The sequence below is a fragment of the Roseivirga sp. genome (assembly GCF_965216855.1).
Lineage (GTDB): Bacteria > Bacteroidota > Bacteroidia > Cytophagales > Cyclobacteriaceae > Roseivirga.
Genome location: NZ_OZ244204.1, coordinates 3,463,760 through 3,490,330 on the forward strand (window position 1 = coordinate 3,463,760; position 26,571 = coordinate 3,490,330).

Annotated in this window: 21 protein-coding genes; 4 read left to right on the plus strand and 17 right to left on the minus strand. The window is 42.6% G+C overall.

Features of this window, described 5'->3' with window-relative positions:
* Window positions 1-79: 79 nt before the first annotated feature.
* The 14 genes from ACOOEY_RS15350 to ACOOEY_RS15415 all read right to left on the minus strand — a co-directional run bounded on the left by ACOOEY_RS15350 (window position 80) and on the right by ACOOEY_RS15415 (window position 19,889).
* Complete coding sequence (locus tag ACOOEY_RS15350) at window positions 80-754, minus strand: energy transducer TonB (protein ID WP_420385602.1); 675 nt, start codon at window positions 752-754, stop codon at window positions 80-82.
* 26 nt (window positions 755-780) lie between these two features.
* Window positions 781-1,182 (minus strand): VanZ family protein, encoded by a 402-nt coding sequence (locus ACOOEY_RS15355; protein ID WP_420385603.1) that lies wholly within the window; start codon window positions 1,180-1,182, stop codon window positions 781-783.
* Between the two features lies 1 nt (window position 1,183).
* Window positions 1,184-1,564 carry a glycine cleavage system protein GcvH gene (gene gcvH, locus ACOOEY_RS15360; RefSeq protein ID WP_420385604.1) on the minus strand — a complete coding sequence of 127 codons (381 nt, stop codon included), beginning with the start codon at window positions 1,562-1,564 and terminating at the stop codon, window positions 1,184-1,186.
* A gap of 53 nt (window positions 1,565-1,617) precedes the next feature.
* Entirely contained in the window at window positions 1,618-8,697 is a 7,080-nt protein-coding gene (gene sprA / locus ACOOEY_RS15365) for a cell surface protein SprA (protein ID WP_420385605.1), read from the minus strand.
* Between the two features lie 60 nt (window positions 8,698-8,757).
* Window positions 8,758-9,351, minus strand: coding sequence for a Holliday junction branch migration protein RuvA (ruvA, locus tag ACOOEY_RS15370; protein WP_420385606.1), 594 nt, complete (start codon window positions 9,349-9,351; stop codon window positions 8,758-8,760).
* Window positions 9,352-9,453: 102 nt separating this feature from the next.
* Window positions 9,454-10,563 (minus strand): DUF4837 family protein, encoded by a 1,110-nt coding sequence (locus ACOOEY_RS15375; RefSeq protein ID WP_420385607.1) that lies wholly within the window; start codon window positions 10,561-10,563, stop codon window positions 9,454-9,456.
* A gap of 85 nt (window positions 10,564-10,648) precedes the next feature.
* Window positions 10,649-11,989 (minus strand): LysM peptidoglycan-binding domain-containing protein, encoded by a 1,341-nt coding sequence (locus tag ACOOEY_RS15380; protein ID WP_420385608.1) that lies wholly within the window; start codon window positions 11,987-11,989, stop codon window positions 10,649-10,651.
* A 7-nt stretch (window positions 11,990-11,996) separates the two neighbouring features.
* Window positions 11,997-13,418: an Asp-tRNA(Asn)/Glu-tRNA(Gln) amidotransferase subunit GatA gene (gene gatA / locus ACOOEY_RS15385; RefSeq protein ID WP_420385609.1), complete on the minus strand. Its 1,422-nt coding sequence runs from the start codon at window positions 13,416-13,418 to the stop codon at window positions 11,997-11,999.
* Between the two features lie 6 nt (window positions 13,419-13,424).
* Window positions 13,425-13,625, minus strand: coding sequence for a Sec-independent protein translocase subunit TatA/TatB (locus ACOOEY_RS15390; RefSeq protein WP_420385610.1), 201 nt, complete (start codon window positions 13,623-13,625; stop codon window positions 13,425-13,427).
* A 125-nt stretch (window positions 13,626-13,750) separates the two neighbouring features.
* Window positions 13,751-14,950 (minus strand): murein hydrolase activator EnvC family protein, encoded by a 1,200-nt coding sequence (locus tag ACOOEY_RS15395; protein WP_420385611.1) that lies wholly within the window; start codon window positions 14,948-14,950, stop codon window positions 13,751-13,753.
* On the minus strand, window positions 14,934-15,650 hold the full coding sequence (locus ACOOEY_RS15400) for a DUF4292 domain-containing protein (protein ID WP_420385612.1): 717 nt from the start codon (window positions 15,648-15,650) through the stop codon (window positions 14,934-14,936). Before ACOOEY_RS15400 ends, ACOOEY_RS15395 begins: the two co-directional genes overlap by 17 nt.
* Before the next feature lie 34 nt (window positions 15,651-15,684).
* The gene (locus ACOOEY_RS15405) at window positions 15,685-17,454 is read right to left on the minus strand and encodes a tetratricopeptide repeat protein (RefSeq protein WP_420385613.1); all 1,770 of its coding nucleotides are present in this window, start codon (window positions 17,452-17,454) and stop codon (window positions 15,685-15,687) included.
* Window positions 17,455-17,510: 56 nt separating this feature from the next.
* Entirely contained in the window at window positions 17,511-18,992 is a 1,482-nt protein-coding gene (locus ACOOEY_RS15410; protein WP_420385614.1) for a lipopolysaccharide biosynthesis protein, read from the minus strand.
* A 111-nt stretch (window positions 18,993-19,103) separates the two neighbouring features.
* On the minus strand, window positions 19,104-19,889 hold the full coding sequence (locus tag ACOOEY_RS15415; RefSeq protein ID WP_420385615.1) for an enoyl-CoA hydratase/isomerase family protein: 786 nt from the start codon (window positions 19,887-19,889) through the stop codon (window positions 19,104-19,106).
* Between the two features lie 166 nt (window positions 19,890-20,055).
* On the opposite strand from ACOOEY_RS15415, the gene ACOOEY_RS15420 reads away from it, so the two are divergent.
* On the plus strand, window positions 20,056-21,507 hold the full coding sequence (locus tag ACOOEY_RS15420; RefSeq protein ID WP_420385616.1) for an NADP-dependent isocitrate dehydrogenase: 1,452 nt from the start codon (window positions 20,056-20,058) through the stop codon (window positions 21,505-21,507).
* Between the two features lie 81 nt (window positions 21,508-21,588).
* Here ACOOEY_RS15420 and ACOOEY_RS15425 read toward each other — a convergent pair whose 3' ends face one another.
* The 3 genes from ACOOEY_RS15425 to ACOOEY_RS15435 are packed head-to-tail and all read right to left on the minus strand — an operon-like array spanning window position 21,589 to window position 23,720.
* Window positions 21,589-22,080 (minus strand): hypothetical protein, encoded by a 492-nt coding sequence (locus tag ACOOEY_RS15425; protein ID WP_420385617.1) that lies wholly within the window; start codon window positions 22,078-22,080, stop codon window positions 21,589-21,591.
* Between the two features lie 51 nt (window positions 22,081-22,131).
* Window positions 22,132-22,725, minus strand: a complete 594-nt coding sequence (locus ACOOEY_RS15430; RefSeq protein WP_420385618.1) for a hypothetical protein — start codon at window positions 22,723-22,725, stop codon at window positions 22,132-22,134.
* 38 nt (window positions 22,726-22,763) lie between these two features.
* The gene (locus ACOOEY_RS15435; protein ID WP_420385619.1) at window positions 22,764-23,720 is read right to left on the minus strand and encodes an NAD-dependent epimerase/dehydratase family protein; all 957 of its coding nucleotides are present in this window, start codon (window positions 23,718-23,720) and stop codon (window positions 22,764-22,766) included.
* Between the two features lie 101 nt (window positions 23,721-23,821).
* Here ACOOEY_RS15435 and ACOOEY_RS15440 point away from each other — a divergent pair, with 101 nt between their 5' ends.
* The 3 genes from ACOOEY_RS15440 to ACOOEY_RS15450 all read left to right on the plus strand — a co-directional run bounded on the left by ACOOEY_RS15440 (window position 23,822) and on the right by ACOOEY_RS15450 (window position 26,565).
* On the plus strand, window positions 23,822-24,076 hold the full coding sequence (locus ACOOEY_RS15440) for a hypothetical protein (RefSeq protein ID WP_420385620.1): 255 nt from the start codon (window positions 23,822-23,824) through the stop codon (window positions 24,074-24,076).
* A 1-nt stretch (window position 24,077) separates the two neighbouring features.
* Window positions 24,078-25,274, plus strand: coding sequence for a glycine C-acetyltransferase (gene kbl, locus ACOOEY_RS15445; RefSeq protein ID WP_420385621.1), 1,197 nt, complete (start codon window positions 24,078-24,080; stop codon window positions 25,272-25,274).
* A 118-nt stretch (window positions 25,275-25,392) separates the two neighbouring features.
* Window positions 25,393-26,565, plus strand: coding sequence for a 6-bladed beta-propeller (locus tag ACOOEY_RS15450; RefSeq protein WP_420385622.1), 1,173 nt, complete (start codon window positions 25,393-25,395; stop codon window positions 26,563-26,565).
* Window positions 26,566-26,571: the final 6 nt, after the last annotated feature.

A 26,571-nucleotide genomic window follows, 5' to 3' on the forward strand; every position in this document is an offset into this window, starting at 1 on the left:
AACTGTAGTTTTAGTGAAATAACTAATAAATTAGTTATATAATATAAAATAAAACCCACACTGAAGTGGGCTTTACGAATTATTTCAGTTTAAATACGATTCTGAATTGCATTCTAGACTTTACAGGTCTACCTCTTTGTTTACCTGGGTTCCATCTAGGTGACTCTTTAAGCACTCTTACGGCTTCTTCGTCACAACCTCCTCCGATACCTCTAATAACCTGGATATCAGAAATGGCGCCTTGCTGATCTACGATGAAGGAAAGGAAAACTGCTCCTTCAATACCCATTCTTTTTGCTTGTCTTGGGTACTCAAGATTCTTGCTGAGGAACTTCATCCATGCTTCGTTTCCACCTGGGAATGAAGCTTGTTCTTCCACAATCATGAATACTTGATCTGCCTCTTCTTCTTCAGGCTCTTCTTCAAATACGATTTCTTCTACCTCAGTTTCTTCAGTGATTTCCACATCAAGGTCGATCTCGATTTCTTCTTCGATTTCTTCCTCATCAGGAATCTCAATAATCTGAGGTTGCTTAATTGGTGGCGGAGGTGGTGGTGGCTGCTCGGTTGGAGGTATCTCTGTCAATTCCTCAAAATCATCAGGAGCCATTCCAAGATCCATCAACTCACCTTCTTCGTATTGTTTCCACTCGAAGGCAGCCAATGTAAGCGTAAGGCTCAGGATAAGTCCAACAGCCATAAACATGGTGCTTTTCTTACCGACATCCGCTTTAGGGCTTTTCTTTAATTCCATAACTTTCTTTCAGTTAGATTCTAAAACTATAAAATTAGTTTATGAATCACAAGCTTATTTTTGATAAAAAAAGTAAAAACAATTACACCAAGCAAGGCTCCTATGAAATTTGCAACTAAATCGTATATATCTGACATGCGACCAGGGACGAATTGCTGAAGTACTTCAAGGAGCAATCCATAAACTAAGCATATAGTTAACGCCTGCTTACGGTGTTTTGTTTTATTGTCTTTGTCTTTGCTTCCTATAGTGTAGCCCGCAAGGACCAATACACTAAAGATGGCAAAAACAGATATGTGTGCTAGTTTGTCATAGGAGAGAAGCTTAGATTCCGGGAATGCATCTTGTGGTAGTAGCATGAGTACCGCCAGAATGATTGCCCAGATGATAGCCGGCCAGTATGCAAAAGGCCTTAACTTCTCCAGCATTTTAACCTCCTATGTGTTCCTTATATTCGTCAGCTGACATCAGACCATCTAACTCAGAGGTATCTGACATTTTGATCTTGATCATCCAGCCATCTTCAAAAGGACTTTCATTTACCTTTTCAGGTGAATCTTCGAGTTCTTCATTAACGGCTACAATCTCACCACTCAATGGCATAAAAAGATCAGAAACAGTTTTTACGGCTTCAACAGTACCAAATACTTCATTGGCATCTATTGTTTCGCCTTCTGTCTCGATTTCAACATAAACGATATCACCTAACTCACCTTGAGCAAAGTCTGTGATTCCAACTGTGGCTTCATCGCCATCTACTTTTACCCACTCGTGGTCTTTGGTGTACTTTAAGTCTGCAGGAACGTTCATAGTGTAATTTCAATTTGCATCAAAATTACATGCTTTCACGAGAATTGCAGACATTATTGTGACAAACTAAATTGAATTCTTCCACCGAAGGTTGTACGTGCATTTAGGAAGCTTGTAGAGACCCTTGGGTCGTTTACATTGCGTTCGAAATAGAGGGTAACCAGCAGAGCTTCATTGATTTTATAATCAACTGTTGGGTTCAGCCTGAAGATCATGATTCCATCGGTGATAATTGGAGTTTCCCCTATTCTTCTCTGCACTACTTTAGTATCTGACATGGTTAGCCCCATATTGAAGCGGAGCTCATTAGGTAAAGATTCTTTTCTTCCATTAATGCGGAATGGAATTGGTACTCCGGCTTTGGCAAAACTAATGTTCAGAGTAAAGTCTTTTTTCTGCCTTTCGGTAACCTGTATATTGGAAAGGTTCAGAGCAATATTTCTTTCTCTATTATAGTCTAATCGAACTCCCCAGTTATTTTTTGTTCTCAGATTAATGCCAATGAAAGGAGCCATTGTTTCCGTCATTACGATTTGCTGTGCCAGATAGACCGGCACCAGGTCACCGTTTTCATTGAATTCAGAAGCCAGTCCTGCATCTCTCAGGCTTCTATCGAGTGTAAGTCCCGAGGTATAGAGCGGGGAGTTCACAAAGTTGCTCACATCATAGCGGCTGGAATAAGCGTGGCTGATGGCCACAGTACTAAATATGTCACTCAGGCCGGCAATCTTCGATAGTCCATTGTAATTGACACTCCAGTTAGGGAGAGGAAACTTAGGGAATGGATTGGTATTGACACTCTCCGGACTTTTCCCTGTATAGGCAGCTATAAATGCCGGGATCACCACCTCCTGGGAGTTCACTCCATATTCACCACTTGGGTTCAATCCGTCCAGTCGCTGCTTTATGGTGTTTCTATAGTTTTCAAAGTTTTGAAAGAGGGGAGAGGTGTTATCTGCATTGTCTTTTTCAAAAGCTGTCTTAATCATCAGGAAACTGACCCCATAGGTGCCTGTTCTGTTTGGATTAATGCTGATGAAACTGTCTGTATCAGGATCATTTCTAAAGATTTCCTGATAATTCTCTGTGAAGTTCTTCCTGCCTGTCACCGTAATCCTGAAATCCTGGAAAGGTTCCAGCAAGGCATCTACATTGAATTGAACCATGCGGTTCTGCTGGAATGGACTGGTGAGGAATTGACTAGGAGCATAAAGGCTGTTGTTAGCGAGTATGTTTCGGATGTTATTATCCTGGGAGCCCAGCACAAATCCAAGTCCGGGATTTTCGAAGCCCCGATCCAAACCAAAGATGTATACGTCTGGCATGTAACCCGGTAGTACTGTGCCTTCAGCTCTGCTGTAGTTATAATTGACACTTCTTAGTGACATGAGACTCCTTAGGAATGCCTTCCAGAAAGGAATTTCAGCCAGACTTTTCCTTTGGGTTGAATCTGCCGGAGCTGCCTCTGATCGGCTCCTCGATCTGCTTCTGGAAGGCGAGTTGATCTTCTGCAATACGCCTATATTATTGTAAAGCTTGATCAGGTCAAGTTTTCCGGTTATTCCAATTTTTCTCGAATTATTGGCCATGTTGCCTAGCGTATCTCTTTGACCAATAGCTCCGGCCTTCCAGTTAAAAATTGTATTGTAAGAAAGTTCCGTGCTTACCCAATCGGTTATGGGGAACTTATCAAATGGTAGAGTATAGGCTGCAGTTATACTATGTGTATAGTTCTTAATTCGACCAAACTTCTTGAAGTTGGTCCAGACTGAATCCTTTTTGATTTCTGTATCAATTTCCCCTTCGGGCTCATCCACAATGGCATTCACGTTGGCCGTGTAATCCAGCGTGAGCCTGTCGGCCAAATCCCAGTTCACTGCGTACCTGCGATCGAAGGTGAATGATTTTTCAAAGTAGGGGTCAATGCCTTCAATTCCCAGGTCTGAATTTCTGAGTTGTGTTTTGAGGAAGCTTCGATTTACATCGCCATTGATGGTAATGGATGAGGGTATAGGGTTGAAATTAATGTCCTTGATCAATTGTAGCCATTTAGACCCGAGGAAACCAATGTTCTCAAAAGGAGCTATTCTCAGTGGTTTAGGGCGATAGCTGTAATTCACTGCTCCACGATAGTTTCTGTAGGCATATTCGGCTGTATTGATGTTGCTTCGGTTGATTTCATTGTAGGCATAAGTGAAGCTGAAGTTTTCAATGGCCCAGGGGAGATTTAACCTGTTTTCACTGGTGCTCCTTTTACGCACATTGGAGAAGTTGAAACTTTTTCGGTTAGAGACATCAATTACCTTATCGAAGTAGTCATCCCTTTCACCTCTGTCATCAAAGGAATTGAGTACATCTTCCAGAGGTAAGTCAGGGTCTAACGGGTCAAATTGGGGGATAGACCTGGCATGTTCGTAGCTGTAATAGGCCGGTATTTCAAGTCCCCAGTCTTCAGGGAAGAATTTATGAAGAGCTATGCTGGTGGAGATATCGTAAGAGGTCATCTTCTCTCTGTTTCTCTCCGATACTTTGTCGGAGATGCCTCCAAAGCCTATAGATGAATGGTTGAAGGTGGCAGAGACATTTCCCAAATCAGCTAACTGAGCATCAAGTCGGGCATTGGCAGCATAACCCGCTTTGGAATCGAAATCGGTAACGCGTAACTCATTTGCCCATAAGTAGAAAGTCTTAGGTTCCGCATCTGGCGAACTGGGGTTACGAACACCGATCATTAGTGTCTGGACAGAGCTCATGTCAGGCCTACCTACAACTGTCACATTATACTTACCTACGGCCTGTGTGTAAGGCAGATTGAGGTTGGCATTCAGTCGGTTCCTTTCTGCTTTGACCTCATATAGTTGACTGAAAGCAATATCAATTTCGTTGACTTCCGGCCAAATCTGCTCTGGTGATATTTCGCCAGTCTGAGTCATAGTGAGGGGCACTTCCACTTCATAATAGTTCTCGGTAAAGTCTGTTCCCATTCTAATGAAGGCAGTCACTTCACCGGGTTGTAGGTTGTCCGGGCTGTCTGCATGGAGGAACATTTTCAGTCGGCCATAATTAATCATGTCCATGGTAACATTCTTGAAAACGGCTCGGGCATCTCTGTCACGGAGGTCTTCCACATACAACTGCAGAGATTGCTCGTTTCTTCTTCTCTCTACGGTAGAAGTGTTGTCTCTATCCCGCCTGATTCCTGGAGGAAGCACATAAGGAGGTCTACCATCGGCAGGCTGGCTATTTTCTTCAATACTCACTACGCCTACAGTGAAATTAGGGTCGGAAGGCTCCGGTACCTCAAACAGGCCTTTTTCGAACAGGCTTTCCTGGAAAGTTCTCCATTGGCTACCCACCATTCTGAAGTTGACAAAACGTAGCACTACCGGCTCTTCGAATTCAGTCAGGTAAGTTCTAATGTATCTGATGGATTTAAATCCATTAATGTTTCCCTGAACTCTATCGGGCTTTCTTACCGGAATACGGAAGAGGTACCAGCTCACCTGATCTCCATTGACCTCATTTGTTACCTTGTCAACAATGTTATTATTACCAACCTGAAACTGCCCCGGTTTAATGTCAATCTCATACTCATAGTATTCTTCCAGGTCGGCTAGTGTGTTGTCCCTGTTCAGGTCTTCATTGTCAGGTAAGTTGCTGTTTGAAGCAGTGAAGTTTTGATTACCTGTCGATACGGGACTATTGCCTTCCATACCGTTAAAGTTTTTGTAACGGGCTAATATTTTGACATCAGCAGCGTCCAGGTCGTCACTTAGGTAGTATTGAAAATTATCTCCTGAAGGGTCGTTGAGCAGTTCTTGTCTCACCTGTGGGTCAACATTAACTGAACTGAGAAAATCGGAAAAGAAGCTGGCCTCATCTTCCGTTTTGAGACCATCAAGTCCAACGTCCTGGTTAGCCCTGGCACCTGCGCTATTGTCAAAAGCAGGGTTGAGGTATGGCTGATTGGTTACACGTCCCCATTCATTGATGATAACTGCATTTGGATCATCTGTTCCATCGGCAGGTAGCCCTTGCTCAAAAGCATGTCTTTCGTCACGCATGATATCTTCTGAAATACTACCCAGATTCAGAAACATTTTACCACCTGTGGTATTGGCTTTTGGTGGATTGATACCATCATCAATCAGACCTCTTGGGTTTTGAGGTGTTCCATTGGTACTGTTGATGAATGGGTCCATCATCCAGAATTCGATGTACTCAATATTGGTTTTATCAAAATCTACTTCGTTGGTAATGGCTCTGACGATAGCTCCGTAGTTCTTTTCCGGCTCTGGGAGTGTACCATCAGCATTGAGGTTCGGGTTATAGTTGTACATTCCTCGTTCTTCGGGATAATAGGCTATGTCAAAGGAAGGTTCATTCACCACTATTTGCTGAGGGTCACGCTTAATTACCTCTGTTTGGCCGACAGAGCGGGTATAGTGATTTTCTAAGTCATCAGGAGTAATGTTCTGAGGTCTGTTTCTGCCTGCCGATCTGTAGAAAACATTATCAATCGTATACCAGGCGATTTTTGCTCTTCTGTAATTGGCGCCCAGCCTGTTTGTGGTTTGACCTGAAAGGTCGAACCTGTCATCATCCGTTTTAGGCGTGGAGGCCAGTTTCCAGTTTTGAGAATTTCCCAGACTGAATGGGGTTACGGTAGCCTCGAAGTCATCTATATAAGAAGCACTGGTGCCTTCTACCTTATTAGAGGTGCCGGGTATTAGCTGAGCAAACTCTCCCCGGAAGGTAATCTTGGAAGGTGCTTTGGTATCAATAAAAGGCAGGGCATCTACCATTCGGGTAAGTAAACGAGAATTTTCGCTGTAGTTGACATCGAGCCCCCACATGGTATTGCTCACAGGTTCGTTACCAATGCTTACTCTGGATAGTTGCGGACGCTCATTGAGGTGGAGGAGGGTCAACCCGACATTGGTTTTATCATTGAAGACATAGTCAAGGCGAGTACCGAGCAGGTTCCTGGCCTGAAAGCTGAAAAGGTCAGCTTTCTCGTATGATACTCTGATTTTCTTTCCGGAGTTGAGAATAGAGGGGTTAATGATGGTGACTTTACCAAGGTTGTAATCAACAGTATAGTCAGCGCCTTCAACCAGAGGGGTGCCACCCGCGGTGACTACTACACTTCCCTCTGCTACCTGAAAGGCGTTCAGGTTAATTTCACTACTCGACCCTGACTGTAAACTTCCTTTAATGAAGTACTTGTTTAGCCTTGAAACCAGTTGTGCATCGGCCCGGGTTGTTCTGTAGAGCGTATCAAATACATACTTGTCCTTTAAGAACTGCTCCGAATCCAGGAATTGGTTTTCCATTCGGTTACCAAAGGGTTCCAGATAAGGGAAAATGATGTAGCCTCTGTTGGCATTGATGGTGATGTCTTCTACAAAGTCGAAGTTTCCATCTTTCTGAGGATCTCCGTTTTGGTTGAGCCTGTCGAGTCCCATGATTTCGATCAAAGGAATGTCTTTCGTATTCTGTCCTTCGTGAAGGCTGGGGTTGTCGATACCGGTTTTGTCATCTCTATAGATCACCCTCAGTTGGAATGACTGTCTGTCTACCTGTGAGGCGTTCAGGTTATAAATGTTCTTCATCATCAGGTCCCAGGTAGGTACCTGAGTATTGATTTTAGAAGGGCGGAGCATTTTCAGAAAAATGATATCATCTTCTGATCTGCCCTGATAATCTTCCGTCATTTCACCTACCTTATATCTTCGGCCCTGGTAGTTGAATTCGAAAGAAACGGCTAATACTTCATCGTTTTGCAATTGACGGCTGAGTGAAATAAATCCCAGCTCACGGTTAAAGTAGTATTCCGCTGGATCTAGCTTTCTTGCTCCGGTAACACGAACGAAATCCTGTCCTTTTTCCAGGCTGTACTGCTCTTCCAGAATACTGCTAACTTGATCTGGTCTTCTCAGGTCAGGGTTGGATTGAAGGTTTTGAAACAAGCTGTTGGCGTCATTGCTGGTAGGGGAATTAGGGTTGCCATTACCGATAAAGTTGTTGCCATCCTGGAAAATAACCTCTCCTTCACCCAGGTCCATAAAGGCTGCAAAATTCCTGAGGGTTTGTGTATTGTTATTTCTGTTGAGTACATAGACTTCAACCCGGCTCACTTGTAGTCCGGAGATTACGGAAGGAATACTTCTTAACCAGTTTTCATAATTGTTCCTGAAGAAATGCCCCAGAAAGAAATGGCGGTTTTCATCATAATCACTTGCTCTTACTTCAAATTCATTTCGCTGTACACCTCCCTCTACTTCGATAGATTCTGATGTTCCTCTCTGACTGGCGGCTAACGCGGTTACATAGAGCCTTCCAAATTGAAGTTGCGTTTTAAAACCAAAGAGATTCTGTCCTCCTGTAATCAGACTGTTAGCAATGGGTAGGCTTACATTACCAATTTCAAGTGTTTTAACAATGTCTGATTCCAGGCCTGAGAAGTCTACCTTCAGGGTGTTTTCGAAATCAAAGGAGTTGTTATTATTGAAATTGGCATTGATCTTCATTTTGGTACCGATGGTACCATCCAGACTCATTTGTATGTTCTGGTTGAATTCGAAAGTACCGTTACGCTGCTGTCTGATAGGAATGGCCGGGTTGTCTACTCGCTGGAAGCGCCCGCCAAAGTCGAGTTGAACCGTTCCGTTGGTATTGATGAGAATCTGATCACCTCCAAAAAGTCTGTCGAAAAATGGGTTCAAGGCAATGGGAGGTATTAGCCTGCCGCGGTTGCTTACTGCACTTTCTCCATCACGGGCTTTTGATCTTTCTCTAAAAAAGGCTCGGTTGCCTTCTTCAATTTTCTTCTGTAGGGCCAAATTGAAGGGTACATAAGCCGGTGGCCTGATAAATGAAGTTCCAACTTCTTCTGAGGTGATAATATTTCGACTTGTATCTACCTGATAATTCCTGTTATAGAACTCGGAATTATTGAATAGGAAAGGAGAGCTTAGCGGTTTTCTGAATAGTGGATCACCAAACGGATATCTTGGTCTGAATAAGGGATATGGCGAAGGAGTGTACTTGACTGTATCAGCTTGTCTATTGGTTGTATCCTGATTTTGGAAGAATGCAAAAGCCGGTGTTGAAATGGCGCTAGCAATCATTCCAAGGAAGAAGACGAATAATATTTTACGCTTGTGACTAACCAATACTTATGAAATAGCTCAAGCTGCTTTGAGTGCCAACTTTATCAATTCTTCCAGACTTATTTCCCCTGAGCGCTCTTTTAAGATTTTATCGATGCTCTTTTGTGCAGCTGCTTTGTTAATGCCTAAGGTTACTAACGCTGCTAAAGCTTCGTTTCTTATAGTATTGCGACTAGAAGATGGGATATTTATCAGGTCGCCAGAAGCTGAGGTTTTAGCGATTTTGTCTTTCAACTCCAGAATAATTCTTTGAGCTGTTTTAGCACCAATGCCTTTAACGGCCTGAATGGTTCTAACGTCTTCACCAAGTATAGCCTCTTCAACCTCTTCGGGACTGAGAGAAGAGAGTACCATTAACCCGGTGGAGGGACCGACTCCCGAAATAGAAATGAGGTGTTGAAAAATGCTTTTTTCGTGTTGGTCTGCGAAACCAAAGAGCACCTGAGCATCTTCCTTTACATGAAAGTGGGTAAAGAGCTGAATGCTTTCCTTGTCTTTTACCTTCGAAAAGGTATTCAATGAAATCTTTACTTCGTATCCGATTCCGTTGATATCTATTATTACATAAGTTGGGTCCTGAAAAGCCAGTTTCCCTTTCAAGTAAGCAAACATATTTTGGCTGGTGTTTTGTAAAAACAAAAATGGCAAGTATTACTTGCCATTCCTAAAATTAATAAGATTCCTTAAATCCTTACTGCATCAGCCGTTTTTCTATCAACTAGTTCGGAAAGTTGTCAGGAGCGACTCCATTTCTCTGATTAGTTCACGGTGATCTTCATTCGGATAAATCACAAAGCCTTCGATGTAGTAGAGTTTGCCCTTGGCTTCATCCACGAAAGTATAGCTGACAAAAGTTCCACCTACAGAGTAGTTGTTGGTTTTCCATGCTCCTTTCATTTCTACTGTGTAGCGGTCCTTGAAATTGATATTCCTGAAGACTGGCTTCATGAATTTGTTTTCAGTCAACATGAAGGACTCAGGGTTCTGAGGGTCACCATAGATATATTTCTTGCCTATTTCATCCCTCAGCTTAATAATGTTCTCCGGCTCAAATTCTTCCTGAGATTTATAGTCTTTACTATAGACGAATAGGTTTTTACTTGGGCCAACAGCTGGTAAATATCTGGCCCACATGAAGTCACTCTCAAGCATGGCCAATTCGTAACTTCCAGGGATTTTAATGGAAATACCCAACTCGTCATTTACTCTGTTTAGAATGCCTCTTGAGGCTGTAGTCATTTTCAATGAGTTGGCCAGTCTTTCCTTCTCTGCAATATTGAAGTAGTTCTGAATAACATCAGCATTCTCCAGAATATTGTCGATCAGCGTAGCATCATCTTTACCGAAAAGCTGAAGCACTTTCTGGTCTTTGGCATATTGATTATCTGATGTCTGCATGAACCTGCTCGGGTCATTGAGAATGGCCTGCTTAGAGCTTTCACTGAAAGTACCTTGTAACCATTTGTCTGCAGCAGATTCACCTTCGAGGCTCACTACATAAACAAGGTTTCTGGCGATCTTGAAAATACGATTGAATTCAAACGGCTCAATCACACGGATGGTGAACATTGGCTCTGTTCTGGTAAGTCCGGGAACCGGCTCTCTGAACACCTCTTTAATGGCTTCACCTAATTCACCATCATATTTCCTTTTGTTCATGACGATCACAATCTCGCCTGGCTCTCCTGAAGCTTCCGGCAGGTAGGCTTCATTCTTGGCTTTGGCTTTTCCGTCACCATCAATGTCTACTTTGGCGCCATCTTTCTCACCTGTACATGCGACAGTGAAAAGGGCTATTAGGATATATGCAGCTAATTTTTTCATAACGCTCATGTTATTTCGATTCAAAGAAACTATTTCTCATTTCAATAACAAGAAAAACTACTAAAAGTTTAGTTGTTGAATTTTACTAACCTACTCGGAGCTTCATACCGGGCTTAATGGAGTTGCCCTTCAGGTTATTTAATTCCTTGATTCGCTCGATACTCAGCCCCTTATACATACGAGAAATATCCCATAGTGTGTCACCAGGTTTTACCTCATGGAGTTTGGAATCGGGGATGGGTTGATTTCTCACCTGCTGACTTTTTGCTGAGCTGCTATCATAGAAATCCGGACCGGTGAATATTTCCAACTTCTGTCCTACGCGAATCAATGAGCCTCTGATATTGTTCCATGCTTTTAAGTCGGCCACACGCACATTGTGCTTTCTGGCAATGGTACCAAGTACATCACCACTTCTTACCCGGTAGATTACGCGTTCTTTACCAAAAGTGCTGCCTGGCATGTTCTTGGCAATTTTCTCGAACTCTACCTTATCGGCTTCAGCTTTAGCCATAATATCATCCTGACGGCTGTAGAACTCTTCTGCCTGATGACGAGGGATCCTCAATTCAAAATCTTTGAAATTAGCTGGTATGGCTCCTTTCTTGATACCAGGATTTAATTGCGTAAGTGTTTCTTCATTGATACCACTTTCTTCGGCAAAGGTCTTGAGATAAACGAACTGGTTGGTTTTTACTATGTCGTAGTCGATAGGAAGCAGTTCTTCAGTAGGGTAGATGTTGTGTACGTCAGCATACTCCATGGCGTAGAGAATGGCTGCGAATTGCGGTACATAGGAGCGGGTTTCTCTTGGTAAGTAATTATACACTGCCCAGAAATCGTCTTTCTTTCCGGCTCTGCGCTGGGCTCTCCAAACATTACCTATTCCACTATTGTAGGCTGCGAGTGTCAGTTTCCAGTCATCGAACATGCCATATAGCCATTTGATGTAACGGCAGGCTGCTTCCGTAGCTTTTTCCGGGTCCATTCTCTCATCAACATACCAGTCAATATGCAGTCCATACTGGCGGGCAGTGGGCGACATGAATTGCCAAAGTCCTACAGCTTGTGGTCCTGATACGGCTTTTGGATTGAGTCCAGCTTCAATAATTGGCAGGTACTTCAGTTCCTGAGGTAATTCGTATTTGGCCAGATACTTTTCGAAGATGGGGAAGTAGATTTCTTTTCTTCTGAGCATTTCCCGCGTATAGCCTCTTTCACGAACAGTGAAATAGTTGATGAAGGCATGAACGCGATCGTTGTACGCAATGTCGATTTCGAGGTTTAGTTCATTGTATAGCTTTTCCTCCATCTCCCGTGAGATGTCAGGGGCGTAATCATATATCTCCACTGGTAATTTGTCTTCCTGACCGTGAAGGCTGATGATACTTATTGCTAATAAAATGACGGCTAAACTCTTCTTCATTGACAGCTTAACGTGTTTTGGATTCCAGGATTTTCGAAAATGCAAAAAGTTTTTCTTCCTCGAAAGCACCAGACATAATTTGCATACCAATAGGCATTTGATTGGTGTCCTTTCCATATGGAAGAGAAATAGCCGGGATACCAGCAATAGAAGCCTGAACTGTAAATAAATCTGCCATATACATTTCTAAAGGACTATTATGGCTGTTTTGTTCAAAGGCAGTGGTAGGCGTAGTCGGGGTAATGATGAAATCGCAGTCCTTCAGTATGTTTTCTGTGGCCTTTTTGATCAGGTTTCTTACTTTTTGTGCCTGAGTAAAGTAAGCGTCATAGTAGTCAGCACTGAGTACAAAGGTGCCCAGCAATATGCGTCTTCTTACCTCATCTCCAAAGCCTTCTGTTCTCGAAAGCTTATACATAGACTCCAGGTCTTCTGTTTGGGGACTTCTGTAGCCATAATGAACACCATCATAGCGTGACAAATTGGTGCTGGCTTCGGCTGTTGTCAGGATGTAGTAAGTAGGCAGAATGTAATCTTCATAAGGAAATTCACACTCAACCAATTCATGTCCTGCCGCCTTGAGTTCATTGATCAGTTGCTGGTAATGGTCTCTGATTTCGGGTTGAATGCCCTGATGATCCAGCAGCCCCTTGAAATAAGCGACTTTGTACCGCTCCTCTGGTTGAACCGTTCTGAAATCCGCGACACTTCTTGAAGAACAGGTAGCATCTTTACCATCCCTTCCTGCTATGGCCTGAAGTACGATAGCGTTGTCTTCTACCGATTTGGAAAAAATGCCTATGGTGTCGAAAGAGGAAGCATAAGCCAGGAGCCCCCATCTAGAGATTCGGGAGTAGGTGGGTTTCAGGCCTGTAATACCACAGAATGCCGCGGGTTGTCTTACCGATCCTCCAGTGTCTGTTCCCAACGATACCAGGCACATATTGGCTGCCACCGCGGCTGCGGAACCTCCCGATGATCCTCCGGGGACTCTGGTTTCGTCTAAAGGGTTGTTGACATGGCCGTGAGCTGAGTTCTCGTTGGAAGAGCCCATTCCAAACTCATCACAGTTTTGCCTGCCTATGACAATAGCATCCATGGCCAGCAGTCGTTCGACTGCGGTCGCTGAAAACTGAGATTCGAAGCCCTGGAGAATTTTGCTTGACCCATTGACCTGATGGCCCTGGTAGCAGATTAAATCCTTTATGCCAAAAATTAAGCCGGCTAAAGGGCCGGCTGTATCAGTTGATAATTTTTGATCTATTTCTTTTGCTCTGTCTCTGGCCTCTTCTGCATACACTTCTACGAAAGCATTGAGACTTTTACCTTGCTCAATGTTGTTCAGATAATATGCAACGAGGTCAGTGCAGGTAATTCGATTTTGTTTAAGGTCTTGTTGAATCTCATCTAACCGATGATAATCCTTCATTGAACCTTACTCTTTATCGATTTCTTTTCCAGCATCGTCTACCTCTTTCTTGATTTCTTTGGTAGCATCCTTGAATTCTCTGATTCCTCTTCCGAAACCTCTTGCCAGATCAGGGATTTTCTTTGCTCCGAAAAGAAGAAGAACAATGAACAAGATCACAAAGATTTCGGGTCCACCCGGCATTCCTATCGCTAAAATTGTTTCCATGGATATAAAATTCTAATGTTTCAAAGATAGGCAAAAACTATCATTTTAAGCTTGCAAAAGCAATTAGTTTATAAATAGTCTGTTTTTGTCTATGTGTAACGTCTAACGTTTATGATCGGTAGGGGTTATGGCTTATTGATCTTTGATTGCAGCCAGCTTTCAGGATTTACCGTGCCGTTGGTGGCATTAATCCTGAATTTCATCTCCGTAATATTTTCGCTGTTAGTCAATACCTGACCTAATACCTGACCAGGTTGCACTTGTTGGCCCTTTTGTACAGTAACCGCTTTCAGTCTTGAATAGGAAGTGTAATAGTCTCCATGCTGGATAATAACGGTAATTCCCTGACCCTGAATTGATTGAATGGCAATGATCTTCCCGGGGAACACCGCCTTAACGTAAGCATCACTACTGGTTTGAATATCGATTCCCTTATTATTGATCTGTACCCTTTTCAATGTAGGGTGGGAATGAAGTCCATACTTGGATGAAACAAAACCTTCCTCTACCGGCCATGGTAGTTTCCCTTTTTCTTTTTCGAAAGCGGCAGACAGGGCTGTCATGTCAATGTTGGCGAGGGCAGCAGCTCTTCTTTCGGCTTCAATGATGTCTTCAATCCGATTGGTCAACTCTCTTTCAGATTCCCGCTGTTTATCCAGTTCCTGGCGGATTCTGTTTTCTTCCTGTTCAAGCTGAGAAACGAGTCTTCTTTGCTCCGATTGAAGTCCCTGTAGTTTTTGATTTTCTGTCAACTCATCATTCAGAAGGGCCTGTTTTTCTGATTTTTGAATTTCTATCTCTTCAATCTGATCATTCAGGTTTTGCTGAACGATTTCTATCTGTTGTACTTGTTTTTGCCTGGCTTCTCCGTACTGTTTGATGTACTTCATTCTCATGAATAGCTGATTGAATGTACTCGAAGCAAACAGGAAGGTAAGTTGATTGAACCCTGAACTGGTTTTCTGGGTAGCGTAAATCATTTGAGCGTATTCCGCTTTTAATGCCTTAAGATCTTCTTCCATGGCATCAATGATGCTTTGATCTTCGGCTATTTCCTCATCGAGCAGGCCCACTTCACTATTGATGGCTTTGATCAGTGATGATCTGGAAGAAATCTGGTTGTTAAGTGCTTTTAGTCGTCCCAGAGAGGTGTTTCGCTGCGCGGCTGTCTGGCTCAGAATTTTCTCATTCTCCTTTATTTTCCTGAGTATCTCGGCCTTTTGCTTTTCCAGTTGAGCACGTTCATTTTGAGCAAAGAGCTGACCTCCTGCCAGCAGGGTTGTGAATAGACCTATAATTAATAATAATCTACTTAATCCTTTCATAGCGATCAGGAATACTGAATGGGAAACTCAGTGATTCATCTTCAATCTTCACCCTGTTGTGTTCTATGTCTATCTCAGCTTCTTGCTTCTTGCCTTCTTTAAAGTAGGTCAATACCATCAGAGCCTTGTAAGCAAAGGGCTTTTCATCCAGAGGTTTGAAGTCTCCATACTTTAATTCCAGTGTATTGTCATTTCTCAGGGTAGTAGCAAATAGATTTTCGAGTCTTCGGTTCTTTGAACTCACCATATTACTTACTCTCAAATCTCTTACGCGCTGAGTGACATAGAAATTGTTGTTCTTCTCAACTATATCATCATTTCTGGTTAAAGGAATGGGCATATCACCAATAATGATGGCCTGGAAAAGGGCATAGTTAAACTCGAATTCAAACTGTTCGCTTAATTCCTGAAAGCTATAAGCAAATGCCTGGCGATTGATGCGGTCCATGATAACGATAGAGTCCTGAGTAATTTGCCCTCTGGCTCCCTCAATACCCACACCATTACTTAAAGTAAACCAGATAAGACTGTCCTTCTTGATGCGAATATTGGCAGTCGCTTTAGTTTTGTCATCGCCATTTTTGTACTTGATTTTGGATCTGGTAGAGATATACTCATACTCTACTTCTTCAATGGTGAGAACGTCTCTGGGGGAGAATTTAAAACCCAGAAACCTTTTGTTGCAACCAGTAAAGAGCAAAATCAAAAGGCTGAAGCCAATAAATGATGCTCGTTTAATTGATTTTTCCGCTAGCAATTTTTTGATCTATTTTATCTGATGCGCCTCCGAACTCTTTGGCTTTGTTCCAATATTTCATGGCAATATCATACAATTTGAGTTGATAATATATATCGCCATAAAGCTCCATCACAGCACCGTCTTTGTTATCCTCAAAGGTATGAAGATTAGTCAATAGTGTAAGGAGCGCTGAATTTAAGTTGCCTTCCTGATAATAGGTATTGGCTTTCTGGTAAGCAGCTTCCATGTCAGCCGATCTCCTGGCAGGTGTTGTTTCTACATTCTTTATTTCTACTTCTCCGGACCTGTTGTTAGTCACGAATCTTTCCTGTGGACTGAAGTTAGCTACGAACTGGCCATAATTTATGCTGATTTCCGGGTGTACCTGCTCTAGCTTTAGTGCCTGCTCATAGAGTCCTGCAGCAGCAGAGATATTTCCTTTCATTTGGGCTACTTCAGCCTGTTTGCCCAATATCTGGCTGGTAAGCAGTGGGTTTGATCTGCTCATTCTGGCGGCCTGACTTAGTAGGTCTTCTGCCTCTTCAGGTTCTTCCAACTCGATTTTGGCACTAGCCAGATAGACATAGAAAATAGCCTGGTTAGGGTAAAGACTTAATGCTTCTTCAGCATCTGCACTGAGTGTTTCCCAATCACCTGAATTGTATTCGTAAGTCAATACCTGGTCCCATACCTTGAAATCTCCTGGTTTTAGGTCTTTTAGTTGCTTGTATCGGTTGATTGCCTTGGTCTGGTAAAGTGCCTTTTGGTCACCATCGCTTATTTCTGCCAGCCGGGTATAGACATAGGTGCCGTTTTCAATGGCAAGGGCTTCATCCGGGTACTGATATTCCAGGCTGGTTTGCAGGCTATCCAGTAGGTTAACAGGTAAATCATCACCGCTTTCCAGTATAAGCTGTCCAAGCAGGAGAGTTTTATCGGTTAGGGATGCTTCAGGGTCACCGAATGATTCTAATAGTAAGGAATACCTGGCATCTGACTGACCGTTTCCGGCATAGAGATTAGACAGAAGAAGCCTCATTTGCGCTGTTTTCACAGGTTCGGCTTCCAGGGCATCAATTGCTTTTTTTGTATCTCCCACTGTATACAATAAGTTGGCGTACTGGTATTTCAAATCCATGTCTTGTGGATGTTGAAGCAGTAGGGTTTCCATTAAACGGACTGCTTTGTTCTCCTTAGAATCCTGCACATACATTTCAACCAGCTTCATGCTTTGGTCGAGTGTAAGGTTAGACTGGTTCTCGAAAATGTCTATAGCCTCACCCAATTGATTAGTGGCCTGGAAAGTGGTAGCCAGTTCTACCAGGTAGGTCTCGAAATCTGTCGATTGTTCCACCATCATGCCGTAAAAGGAGGCGGCACCCGCCATGTTTTTATTGGCTTTTTCAAGTTGTGCTCCTAAGACGTAGTAGTACTTATTATCTCTTATCAGGTTGATAGCCTCTCTTATGGCTTCAAGACCTTCTTCAGGCTTGTTTTGAGCCAGATAGATTTCAGCTTTCTTGAAGTAAGCTGCATGGTTCTTTTGATCTACCTCCAGAGCCTTGTCTAAGAAAGCCAGTGCACGTTCGTAGTCTTCGAGCAGAAAAAACTTTGCCGCTTCTATGAGCATGTATTCTGAATTGGCCTGCTCGTATTTGGTGGTTTCCTCTTTGAGCTTGCCTTCAACCCCCTGGGCATGAATGAATTGTCCTGAGACAATCAGGAGGCAAAGCAACAAGAAGGACCGATGAAATTTCAACTTCACAATTAATACTGGCAACGACTGATTAAGGGGATAGGTTTAACATATCATTCAAAGACTCAGGTATTTGTACCTACGGTTTTGTATTTCAATGATTTGCCTTCCCTTAAATACATAAATACAGCAAAAATAGCGGTAACAAGCAAGTCGAAACCATATGAAAGCCACTGATTGGTTATTTCAATTAACTCTGCGCCATAGACTATGCCCAAGGCAAGTATTAAATAGATAAAAAGAGGAGCGAACTGATAAGGGACCGGAAATACTTTCCGGCCTTTCGAATAGCAAAGCAGGCACATTACACCATAGCATAGCAGACCTGCCAAAGCACTACCGAAGTAACCTAAGACTGGGATGAGTAAAATGTTACCCACCATGGTTACGGTAGCCCCAATCAAGGCATAATAAGTTCCGAAAATGGTCTTGTCTTTGATTTTGAACCAGACACTCAGGTTAACATAAATTCCATAAAAAAGCTTGGCCAGCAATAGTATGGGGAGAACATGGAGGGCTTCCTTATATTCCGGTTTTCGCAGAAACAAGTCACTGATTAGATCAATGTTTAGCGCAACCGCTACGAGCATGAAAATATTGAAGACAACAAAGTAGTGCATAATTCGGGCGAAGAGAGCGGGGGCTTCTTTGTTTTCTGCATGATTGAAGAAGAAGGGCTCGGCAGCATATCGGAAGGCCTGAATGCCTAACATCATGATTACGCTGAGTTTAACCGCACTGGCAAATACACCGAGTGATTCCAGATCAAGCAACGCCTCCATGATGAGGTTGTATCCTTGCTCATTGAATATTCCACCCAGACCCATTAGGAAGATGGGGAAACCATAAGTGAACATAGGTTTAAAGGTGGGCCAGTGAATCTGTAGCTTCAACTTCCTGAATTCCCGCCAGAGGAAAGGTAAATAGAACGCATTGGCAATAAGGTTAGCTACAAAAATATATCCTACACCATGCCCTTTACTATAAACACTATTCACGAATGGCTGAAGTGATGTCAGGTACTTTCCATCTAGAATATCGGGGAATACAATAATAAAGAGGAGATTAAGGATAATTGTCAGTGTAATGACTCCTGTTTTAATCAGGGCAAATTTCAACGCTCTCTCTTCCAGCCTTAGTTTAGCAAAAGGGATGGCTACTACTGCATCGATGAAGAGTATGACAGCCATGTACTGAATGTAGATCGGCTGAGTAGCCTCTCCGGTCAGAGTGGCTAATAAGGGGGCTGACAGAAACAGGCTTGCTGAAAGGATAGTAGAAACAATCAGAACAGCTGTGCCTGCATTGTTATAGGCCGATTGGGCATTTTCCTTTCGGCTAAAGCGAAAGAAGGAGGTTTCCATACCGAAAGTATAGATGATCAGGCATATACCGATCAGACTATACAGATAACTAACACTACCATATTCCGCTCTTTCAAGACGCGCAGTCCAGATGGGTAAAAGCAGGAAATTCAGTGCCCTTCCAAGAATACTGCTGATGCCATAATAGGCGGTTTGGCCCGCCAGTTTTTTAATTTGACTCATAGATGTGTAGCGAGTCGCGAACTATCACTGTTCAATATAAAGCTTTCGATGTGTAAAGCAGGAAATGTTCTGCAAATCCTGCTATTAACGATCGCTTTGGGTTAATGGTGTTTATTCTCCTTTGAAATTGGCTTTCCTTTTTTCCAGAAAAGCCTGAGTACCTTCTTTAAAATCAGCCGTTTTGGTACAAGCTGCAAAACTGTTGGCTTCAGTCTGGTATCCATTCTCCTGCTCATTATAAACAGCGTTGACGCAGTCAATTACTAAGCCGATGGCTAAAGGAGCTTTGGAAGCAATTTTCTTCAGAATTTCCTCGCATTTGGCTATGGCTGATTCACCATCCACTTCTACATGATTGACCAAACCCAATGTCTTGGCTTCTTCGGCACTGATCATGTCTCCAGTCATGTTAAGTTCCAGCGATTTGGCCTTACCAATCAACTGAGTCAGTCTTTGTGTACCACCATAGCCGGGAATAATGCCCAGGTTAACTTCTGGTTGGCCAAAACGGGCATTGGCGGTTGCCACTCTCATATGACACGCCATTGACAATTCGCAACCACCTCCTAATGCAAAACCATTCACCAGGGCAATTACCGGTTTGTGACAGTTTTCAATAGCGGCAAAAATTTCCTGTCCGTTTTCTGAGAATTTTCGCGCATTTACTTCTGAGAGTTCAGCGATTTCCGAGATGTCGGCACCTGCTACAAAGGCCTTTTCTCCGGCACCGGTAATGATTACTCCCTGAATGGAAGAGTCGTCATAGATGTTTTCGAAAGCATCTTTGATTTCTTCCAGGGTTTTGATGTTCAGTGCGTTGAGTTTATCAGGTCGGTTAATTGTCAGATGAACAATTCCGTCTTTATTTTCGAATAGAATATTGCTGTAGGCAGTCATATTTGAATTGAGCTAGGCGTCAAAGATAATAGCCTGTTGCCGGAAACTAAAACCTAACGCCCGTTCGTAGAAAAAATAGCTTAACAATTGAGAGATTTTCGGGTTAATGTTATTTAAAAAAGCTACGGTCACTACCTTTGCAGCCGGAAGTACAAACCCCTATAAAATGAGCAAAACTGAAAGAATTACAGTCGCTTATGGCGATGGAATTGGTCCTGAGATTATGGATGCGACTATTCGCATCATGGATGCAGCAGAAGTTGGTCTCGATTATGATGTGATTGAGATTGGAGAGAAAGTTTACAAAGCAGGCCACAAATCAGGAATCAGTCCTGAGTCATGGGAAATTCTTCGCAATAACCCGGTATTTCTGAAAGCCCCTATCACTACTCCTCAGGGTGGTGGATATAAAAGTTTGAACGTAACCATCAGAAAGTCATTAGGACTCTTCTCAAATGTTCGTCCTTTTAGAGCTTATCCTCCTTATGTGCCGTCTCACTTCCCTCACATGGATGTGGTGATTGTAAGAGAGAATGAGGAAGACTTATATGCAGGTATCGAGCATCAGCAAACCAGTGAGGTGGTTCAAACCCTGAAACTGGTTTCTGAGCCAGGTTCAGAAAAAATCATTCGTTACGCCTTTGAATATGCCAGAGCATATAACCGTAAAAAGGTGACTTGTATGACGAAGGATAACATTATGAAGCATACCGATGGTATGTTCCACAATGTCTTCAATAAAATAGCTAAAGAATATCCGGATATCGCTGCCGATCACTGGATTATCGATATCGGGTCTGCTGTTGTAGCAGCAAGACCAGAGTCACTCGATGTAGTAGTTACGCTTAACCTTTATGGTGATGTGATCTCTGATATCGCTGCAGAAGTAGCTGGATCAGTAGGTATGGCTGGTTCGGCCAACATTGGTATGAATCACGCTATGTTTGAGGCAATTCATGGTTCTGCCCCTGATATTGCCGGACAGAATATTGCGAACCCATCTGGTCTATTGAACGGTGCTACTATGATGCTGGTACAGTTGGGTAAGGCCGATAAAGCCGAGCTCATCCAGAATGCATGGTTGAAAACCCTGGAAGATGGTATCCATACAGCTGATATCTATCGTTCGCAGAGAAGTGTAGAAAGGGTAGGAACGAAGGAATTCGCAGATGCCGTAATTGAAAGATTGGGACAGAAGCCAACTAAGCTTAAGGCGGTACATTATGATGAAAATGTACAAATTAAGATTGATGTGAAAGAGAAACCAGCGATGAAGAAGGAGTTGGTTGGAGTTGATGTATTCATCGATTGGAGAGGTGAGAGCAGAGATGCCAATGAAATTGGGGACAGATTATTGAATGATGCTTCAACCGAAAATCTGAAGCTGAAATTGATCTCTAACCGAGGCGTTTTGGTTTATCCTAACGGTTTACCTGAAACCTTTAAGACCGACCACTGGAGATGTAGATTTACCAACCCTGAAGGGAAGGTACTTCAGAACAGTGATGTAATTGAGCTACTCCAAAGTGTACAGAAGGCAGGTTTTGACTTTATTAAGACAGAACATCTTTATCACTTCGATGGTGAAAGAGCTTACTCTTTGAGCCAGGGAGAATAGGATTTAGTCATAGATTATCATTAGGTGTCTCGAAAGCACGGACTTCAGGTTTTCTTGAAGGGGTGTTTCGAGACACTTTTTTTATGGGTTATTTCTTTGTCCGGGGAAGTAGATGCCTGAGTCCTCCAATGAATACTCTTCGTGATAGGAAGCTGTCTTAGCCTTCATTTTAAAAGACACCTCCCAGGTACCATTACTTAGCTTCTTGCCTGAAGCTTCTAACTGGGTGAACTCAAAGGCTTCGAATCCACAGAAGCACATTCTTGTATAGTAGGTTTCAATATCAGAGTCAGCTTCTAAGTTGACTGAAAAACTGTTCACATCTGATGGGATTTCTATCCAGAAGATTTCAGTCAGTTCGTCATCCGCAATCTCTTTTGAATCGGGGTGTACCAGTGCATAGCGGAATATGATCTTATTACCCTCTGTCCATTCTACATAGGTGCCGGAATTACTCTCAGGAGCGGTAAGCTCCGAATGAGCATAAAAGAAGCGATTGCTTTCACCGGGATTGATATCTTCTCCACATGCCAGAAGTAGGAAAGCGGGAAGAAAAAAGAGTAGCTTTTTCATCTTGCATTTTTTCTCCTAGACCCCGATTGTAACTCTTTGGTTGTAATGTACTTACAAGTCTTCTATAATATCATCAACAGCAGGAAGCGCCTGGCTTTGCATCATAGTACCCAATTGGCTCAAATAGTTATTGAGTTGATTGAGCTCTTTAAGATACCAACCATATTCAATCTTGAGACTGCCGCTGCTGTCGTATAGATCGGAAAGCCTGAGTCCTAATAGTGTGGTGGTATGGTTATGGTATTGGCTGATTTTGTTCTCCAGCAGTTTCACCTGATCGTATCCACCAACCAGGCTTGATGCCAGTCCCGGGTCAAGCTGAACAAAGACATCATCATTGAACCCTGCCTGAGTAATCAGAAGAGACTCTGTAAAGTTAATATAGAGTGGAAGAAAGCTTTCGTTTTTATCTGCAGAACTCTCAATTCTCAGTAGCTCGTCATTAATGGCTTCTTCAGCATGTCGAATATTAGAAATGAGCTTGGTTAGCTCGGATTTAAAACTGATAAAGTAATTCTTTCTGATTTTGTCTTCCCGGATACCTTGCTGGTACCGGTTTAACTCAAAAGCACCATATACACCAATAAATACAATGATCAGTTCGAATAAGAACCTTGGAATGCTAAATGTCTTTTCTCTCCTCAAAGCTTAACCTTTATGGAGATGAAAATAAGCATTTTCGATTATTGAGTCACTATATCGAAGTATTTAGGCAGATTGGCCAGTATATCTTCAGACATCTGATCAACATTATAGTCTGGCTGCCAGCCCCAATCAGCTCGGGCAGCAGAATCGTCAATACTGTTTGGCCAGCTATCAGCAATCTTTTGTCTGAAGTCGGGCGCATAGTTAATGTTGAATTCCGGATGGAATTTTCTGATGGATTCTGCGAGTTCAGCAGGAGTGAAGGAGAAGCCAGCTACATTGTAGCTCGATCTTACTTTGATTTGCTCTGCCGGAGACTCCATCAGATTAATGGTTGCCTTAATGGCATCGGGCATATACATCATAGGCAATGCAGTATTTTCAGACAGGAAGCAGGTAAAGTCTTCACCGGCCAGTGCTTTGTGATAAATGTCTACTGCATAATCGGTTGTGCCCCCTCCCGGTAATGATTTGTAGCCTATTAAGCCCGGGTATCTGATTGATCGAACATCTACTCCATATTTCTGGAAGTAATATTCACACCATCTTTCTCCTGCCTGCTTACTGATACCATATACTGTAGTTGGCGCCATTACCGTATGCTGAGGAGTCATGTCGAATGGAGTGGTAGGTCCGAACACGGCAATAGAACTTGGCCAGTAGATTTTTTTGAGTTGTTTTTCTTTAGCCAGGTCAAGGACGTTCAATAGGCTGGTCATATTCAGATTCCAGGCCCATTGTGGATTTTCTTCTCCTTTAGCAGATAGAATCGCTGCTAAATGATACACCTGAGTGATCTGATGCTTATCTACGATCTCACCCAGCTGCTTAGTGTTCATTACATCGAGTTGCTCAAATGCAAGGTGCTTGATAGAAGCACTGGCCGAAGAGATGTCCGAAGCAACTACATTGCTTTCACCAAATAATTCTGCCAGGGCTAAAGTGAGTTCAGAACCTAACTGCCCACTTGCACCAATCACTAATACTTTATCCATCCACTTTCTATTTAAGCTGCAATATTAATTAATAGGCCTTAGATGTAAAACGTTTGCGTTAGCAAAGGCGAATGAAATCTCATGCTTATATTTGTCTCTCTATGGAACATCCCGATTTCAAAACCTGGCTCAGGCAGAAAAAAATTGACCCTAAGGCATTCGCATCTGCTGAAATGGGAAGGTTTATGGAATTGAAGAGACTTTTCGATCAGGTTCATCCTAACAGCTTTACTGCTCAAAAACTTTTTCTAATCAATAAGGTCAGACGGTCTTATCCCCTGACAGAAGAAGTAGAGAAACCTGTTCAAAGAAAGCCCATGGCTAAGCCTAAAATTGTAAAACCTAAAACGAGTTAATATGTACGATACGCTGAAACCCAAGCTGGAAGCTGAATTAGAATCAATCAAAGAGGCCGGTTTGTATAAAAAGGAGCGAATTATCACTACCCCCCAGGCTGCAGATATCAAAACAGCTGACGGTAAAGAAGTCATAAACTTTTGTGCTAATAACTACCTTGGATTGTCTTCTCACCCGAAGGTAGTAGAGGCCGCCAAGCAGGCAATTGACACTCACGGTTTCGGTATGTCATCGGTCCGATTCATCTGTGGTACTCAAGACATTCATAAGGAACTGGAAAAGAAAATTTCTGAATTCCTGGGCATGGAAGACACTATTCTTTATGCTGCGGCATTTGATGCTAATGGAGGTGTGTTTGAGCCATTACTGGGGCCTGAAGATGCTATTATTTCCGATGCATTGAACCACGCTTCAATTATCGATGGTGTGAGACTTTGTAAAGCCATGCGATTCCGTTTTGAGCACAATAATATGGAAGACCTGGAGAAGCAACTCAAAGAAGCAAAGGCTAAAGGTGCGCAAAATATGATTGTGGTTACGGATGGCGTCTTTTCAATGGACGGAACAATTGCGCAACTGGACAAGATCTGCGATCTGGCCGATCAGTATGGTGCTTTGGTAATGACCGATGAATGTCATTCAACCGGATTCATGGGTAAAACGGGTAGAGGTGTACATGAATTCCGTAACTGTATGGATAGAGTGGATATCATTACAGGAACATTGGGTAAGGCACTTGGTGGGGCCAGTGGAGGTTTTACTTCAGGTAAAAAAGAGATCATTGATTTACTTCGTCAGAGATCGAGACCTTATTTGTTTTCAAATACCCTTGCACCATCAATTGTCGGTGCGTCTATTGCCGTTTTTGATATGCTTTCAGAAACAACAGAACTCAGAGATAAGCTCGAAGAGAATACCAAGTATTTCAGAGAAGGAATGACAAAAGCCGGCTTTGATATTAAGCCAGGAGAACATGCTATTGTCCCTGTCATGTTATACGATGCACCATTGGCTCAGCAAATGGCCGATGCATTGTTGGAAAGAGGTATTTATGTGATTGGGTTCTTCTATCCTGTGGTACCTAAAGGGCAGGCAAGAATTCGTGTTCAGGTTTCTGCCGGGCATGAAAGACATCACCTGGATCAGGCCATTGCTGCCTTTACTGAAGTGGGTAAAGAACTGGGTGTCATTCAATAAGAGTAATTCAAGATCTAGTAGATATAGAAATGGCCGGTCAATTAATGACCGGCTTTTTTTATGATCAATTTTATTCTAACGAATAATTTAGTTAAAATAGAAAGGTAAACCCAATACCATGCACAAATTTGAAAAGACCTTATTCCTGATTGTTTTTTGCCTGACCGTTTCTGCCTGTTCTTCAGGTGGTGATGAAACTGAATCCACTTCTTCCCTCCCTGTAGTATCAGATGATTTTGTCTCCTATGACATGATCAATGGAGTAGAGACAAAACACTTTGCCGAATTAATTGAATCCGTTGAATTCACCAGATTGGAAGAGACAGATGAGTCCTTGCTGGGCTATGCCAACAACTACTTGATTCATAATGACCGTGTAATTTTTACTAGTGGGAATGAGGGGGATATTTACGTTTTCACCACTACCGGTGAATTGGTCAACAGGATTAACAGAAAGGGCGAAGGCCCTGAGGAATACGAATACGTTCAGGATATGTGGATGGAGGGAGACTCACTGGTGATTTATAGCCGGGGTCGATATATCAAATGGTATAGCCTGGAAGGAGATTTTCTCAAGGCCAAAGATTTTAGAATTGAGGCAGGACATGTTATTCCTTATCGCGATGGCTATGCGATGGATGTAATGTATGCTGTTTTAGACGATTCACTTCGGTTTAATTTTGCTTTTGTCGATGAAGGTCTCAGGACGAGGCAGACTCACCTTCCTGCAGGAGAGTCTTTAAACTTCAGAATCTATACATCTAACTCAACAGTTAATACTTATAAAGAAGGCATACTTTATCAAAGATTGATGGGAGATACTACTTACTATTTTAATGAAGAGAAATTTAGCCCAATGGTTCATTACAACTTTGGTAATGAGTGGTACTTCAGGGGCTTGCAAGAAACGCCAGAGAATATTTTCCTGGATATGCGTGAATCAGGTAAGTACTGGAATATGGTATCAACTTTTGGCGACCACATGGTGTACCTGTCTATGTTTGGTGGAGAAGCCGGAAGAAACAAGTTTCTCATAGACAGGGGAGCAGGTAAGAAGGTAAGGATGGATATTAGAAAAGCCGAACCGGAAGAAAACTATGCCTTAAGCGTAAGTCTGTGGAAATCAGGTGTAATGTATGGCGCTTTGGCTTCTGTCGATATTGCAGAGCTAATTGAAGAACTGGAAGAAGGGCAATACAGCTTTTCAGAGGGTACAACTTTAGATATCATTGAATCATCAGAAAACCCTGTGCTAGTGAGTATAACGTTCAAAAAAGCTGAAGACTGGTAGGACTTT

Excerpts from the sequence above, each read along its gene's own strand:
- ACOOEY_RS15395 (WP_420385611.1), bottom strand. The coding sequence starts at position 14,950 with ATGAAAGGATTAAGTAGATTATTATTAATTATAGGTCTATTCACAACC.
- ruvA (WP_420385606.1), bottom strand. The coding sequence starts at position 9,351 with ATGTTTGCTTACTTGAAAGGGAAACTGGCTTTTCAGGACCCAACTTAT.
- ACOOEY_RS15415 (WP_420385615.1), bottom strand. The coding sequence starts at position 19,889 with ATGACTGCCTACAGCAATATTCTATTCGAAAATAAAGACGGAATTGTT.
- ACOOEY_RS15440 (WP_420385620.1), top strand. The coding sequence starts at position 23,822 with ATGGAACATCCCGATTTCAAAACCTGGCTCAGGCAGAAAAAAATTGAC.
- ACOOEY_RS15350 (WP_420385602.1), bottom strand. The coding sequence starts at position 754 with ATGGAATTAAAGAAAAGCCCTAAAGCGGATGTCGGTAAGAAAAGCACC.
- ACOOEY_RS15390 (WP_420385610.1), bottom strand. The coding sequence starts at position 13,625 with ATGGAAACAATTTTAGCGATAGGAATGCCGGGTGGACCCGAAATCTTT.
- ACOOEY_RS15450 (WP_420385622.1), top strand. The coding sequence starts at position 25,393 with ATGCACAAATTTGAAAAGACCTTATTCCTGATTGTTTTTTGCCTGACC.
- gatA (WP_420385609.1), bottom strand. The coding sequence starts at position 13,418 with ATGAAGGATTATCATCGGTTAGATGAGATTCAACAAGACCTTAAACAA.
- ACOOEY_RS15380 (WP_420385608.1), bottom strand. The coding sequence starts at position 11,989 with ATGAAGAAGAGTTTAGCCGTCATTTTATTAGCAATAAGTATCATCAGC.
- ACOOEY_RS15420 (WP_420385616.1), top strand. The coding sequence starts at position 20,056 with ATGAGCAAAACTGAAAGAATTACAGTCGCTTATGGCGATGGAATTGGT.
- gcvH (WP_420385604.1), bottom strand. The coding sequence starts at position 1,564 with ATGAACGTTCCTGCAGACTTAAAGTACACCAAAGACCACGAGTGGGTA.
- ACOOEY_RS15435 (WP_420385619.1), bottom strand. The coding sequence starts at position 23,720 with ATGGATAAAGTATTAGTGATTGGTGCAAGTGGGCAGTTAGGTTCTGAA.
- ACOOEY_RS15425 (WP_420385617.1), bottom strand. The coding sequence starts at position 22,080 with ATGAAAAAGCTACTCTTTTTTCTTCCCGCTTTCCTACTTCTGGCATGT.
- kbl (WP_420385621.1), top strand. The coding sequence starts at position 24,078 with ATGTACGATACGCTGAAACCCAAGCTGGAAGCTGAATTAGAATCAATC.
- ACOOEY_RS15355 (WP_420385603.1), bottom strand. The coding sequence starts at position 1,182 with ATGCTGGAGAAGTTAAGGCCTTTTGCATACTGGCCGGCTATCATCTGG.
- sprA (WP_420385605.1), bottom strand. The coding sequence starts at position 8,697 with ATGATTGCTAGCGCCATTTCAACACCGGCTTTTGCATTCTTCCAAAAT.
- ACOOEY_RS15375 (WP_420385607.1), bottom strand. The coding sequence starts at position 10,563 with ATGAAAAAATTAGCTGCATATATCCTAATAGCCCTTTTCACTGTCGCA.
- ACOOEY_RS15410 (WP_420385614.1), bottom strand. The coding sequence starts at position 18,992 with ATGAGTCAAATTAAAAAACTGGCGGGCCAAACCGCCTATTATGGCATC.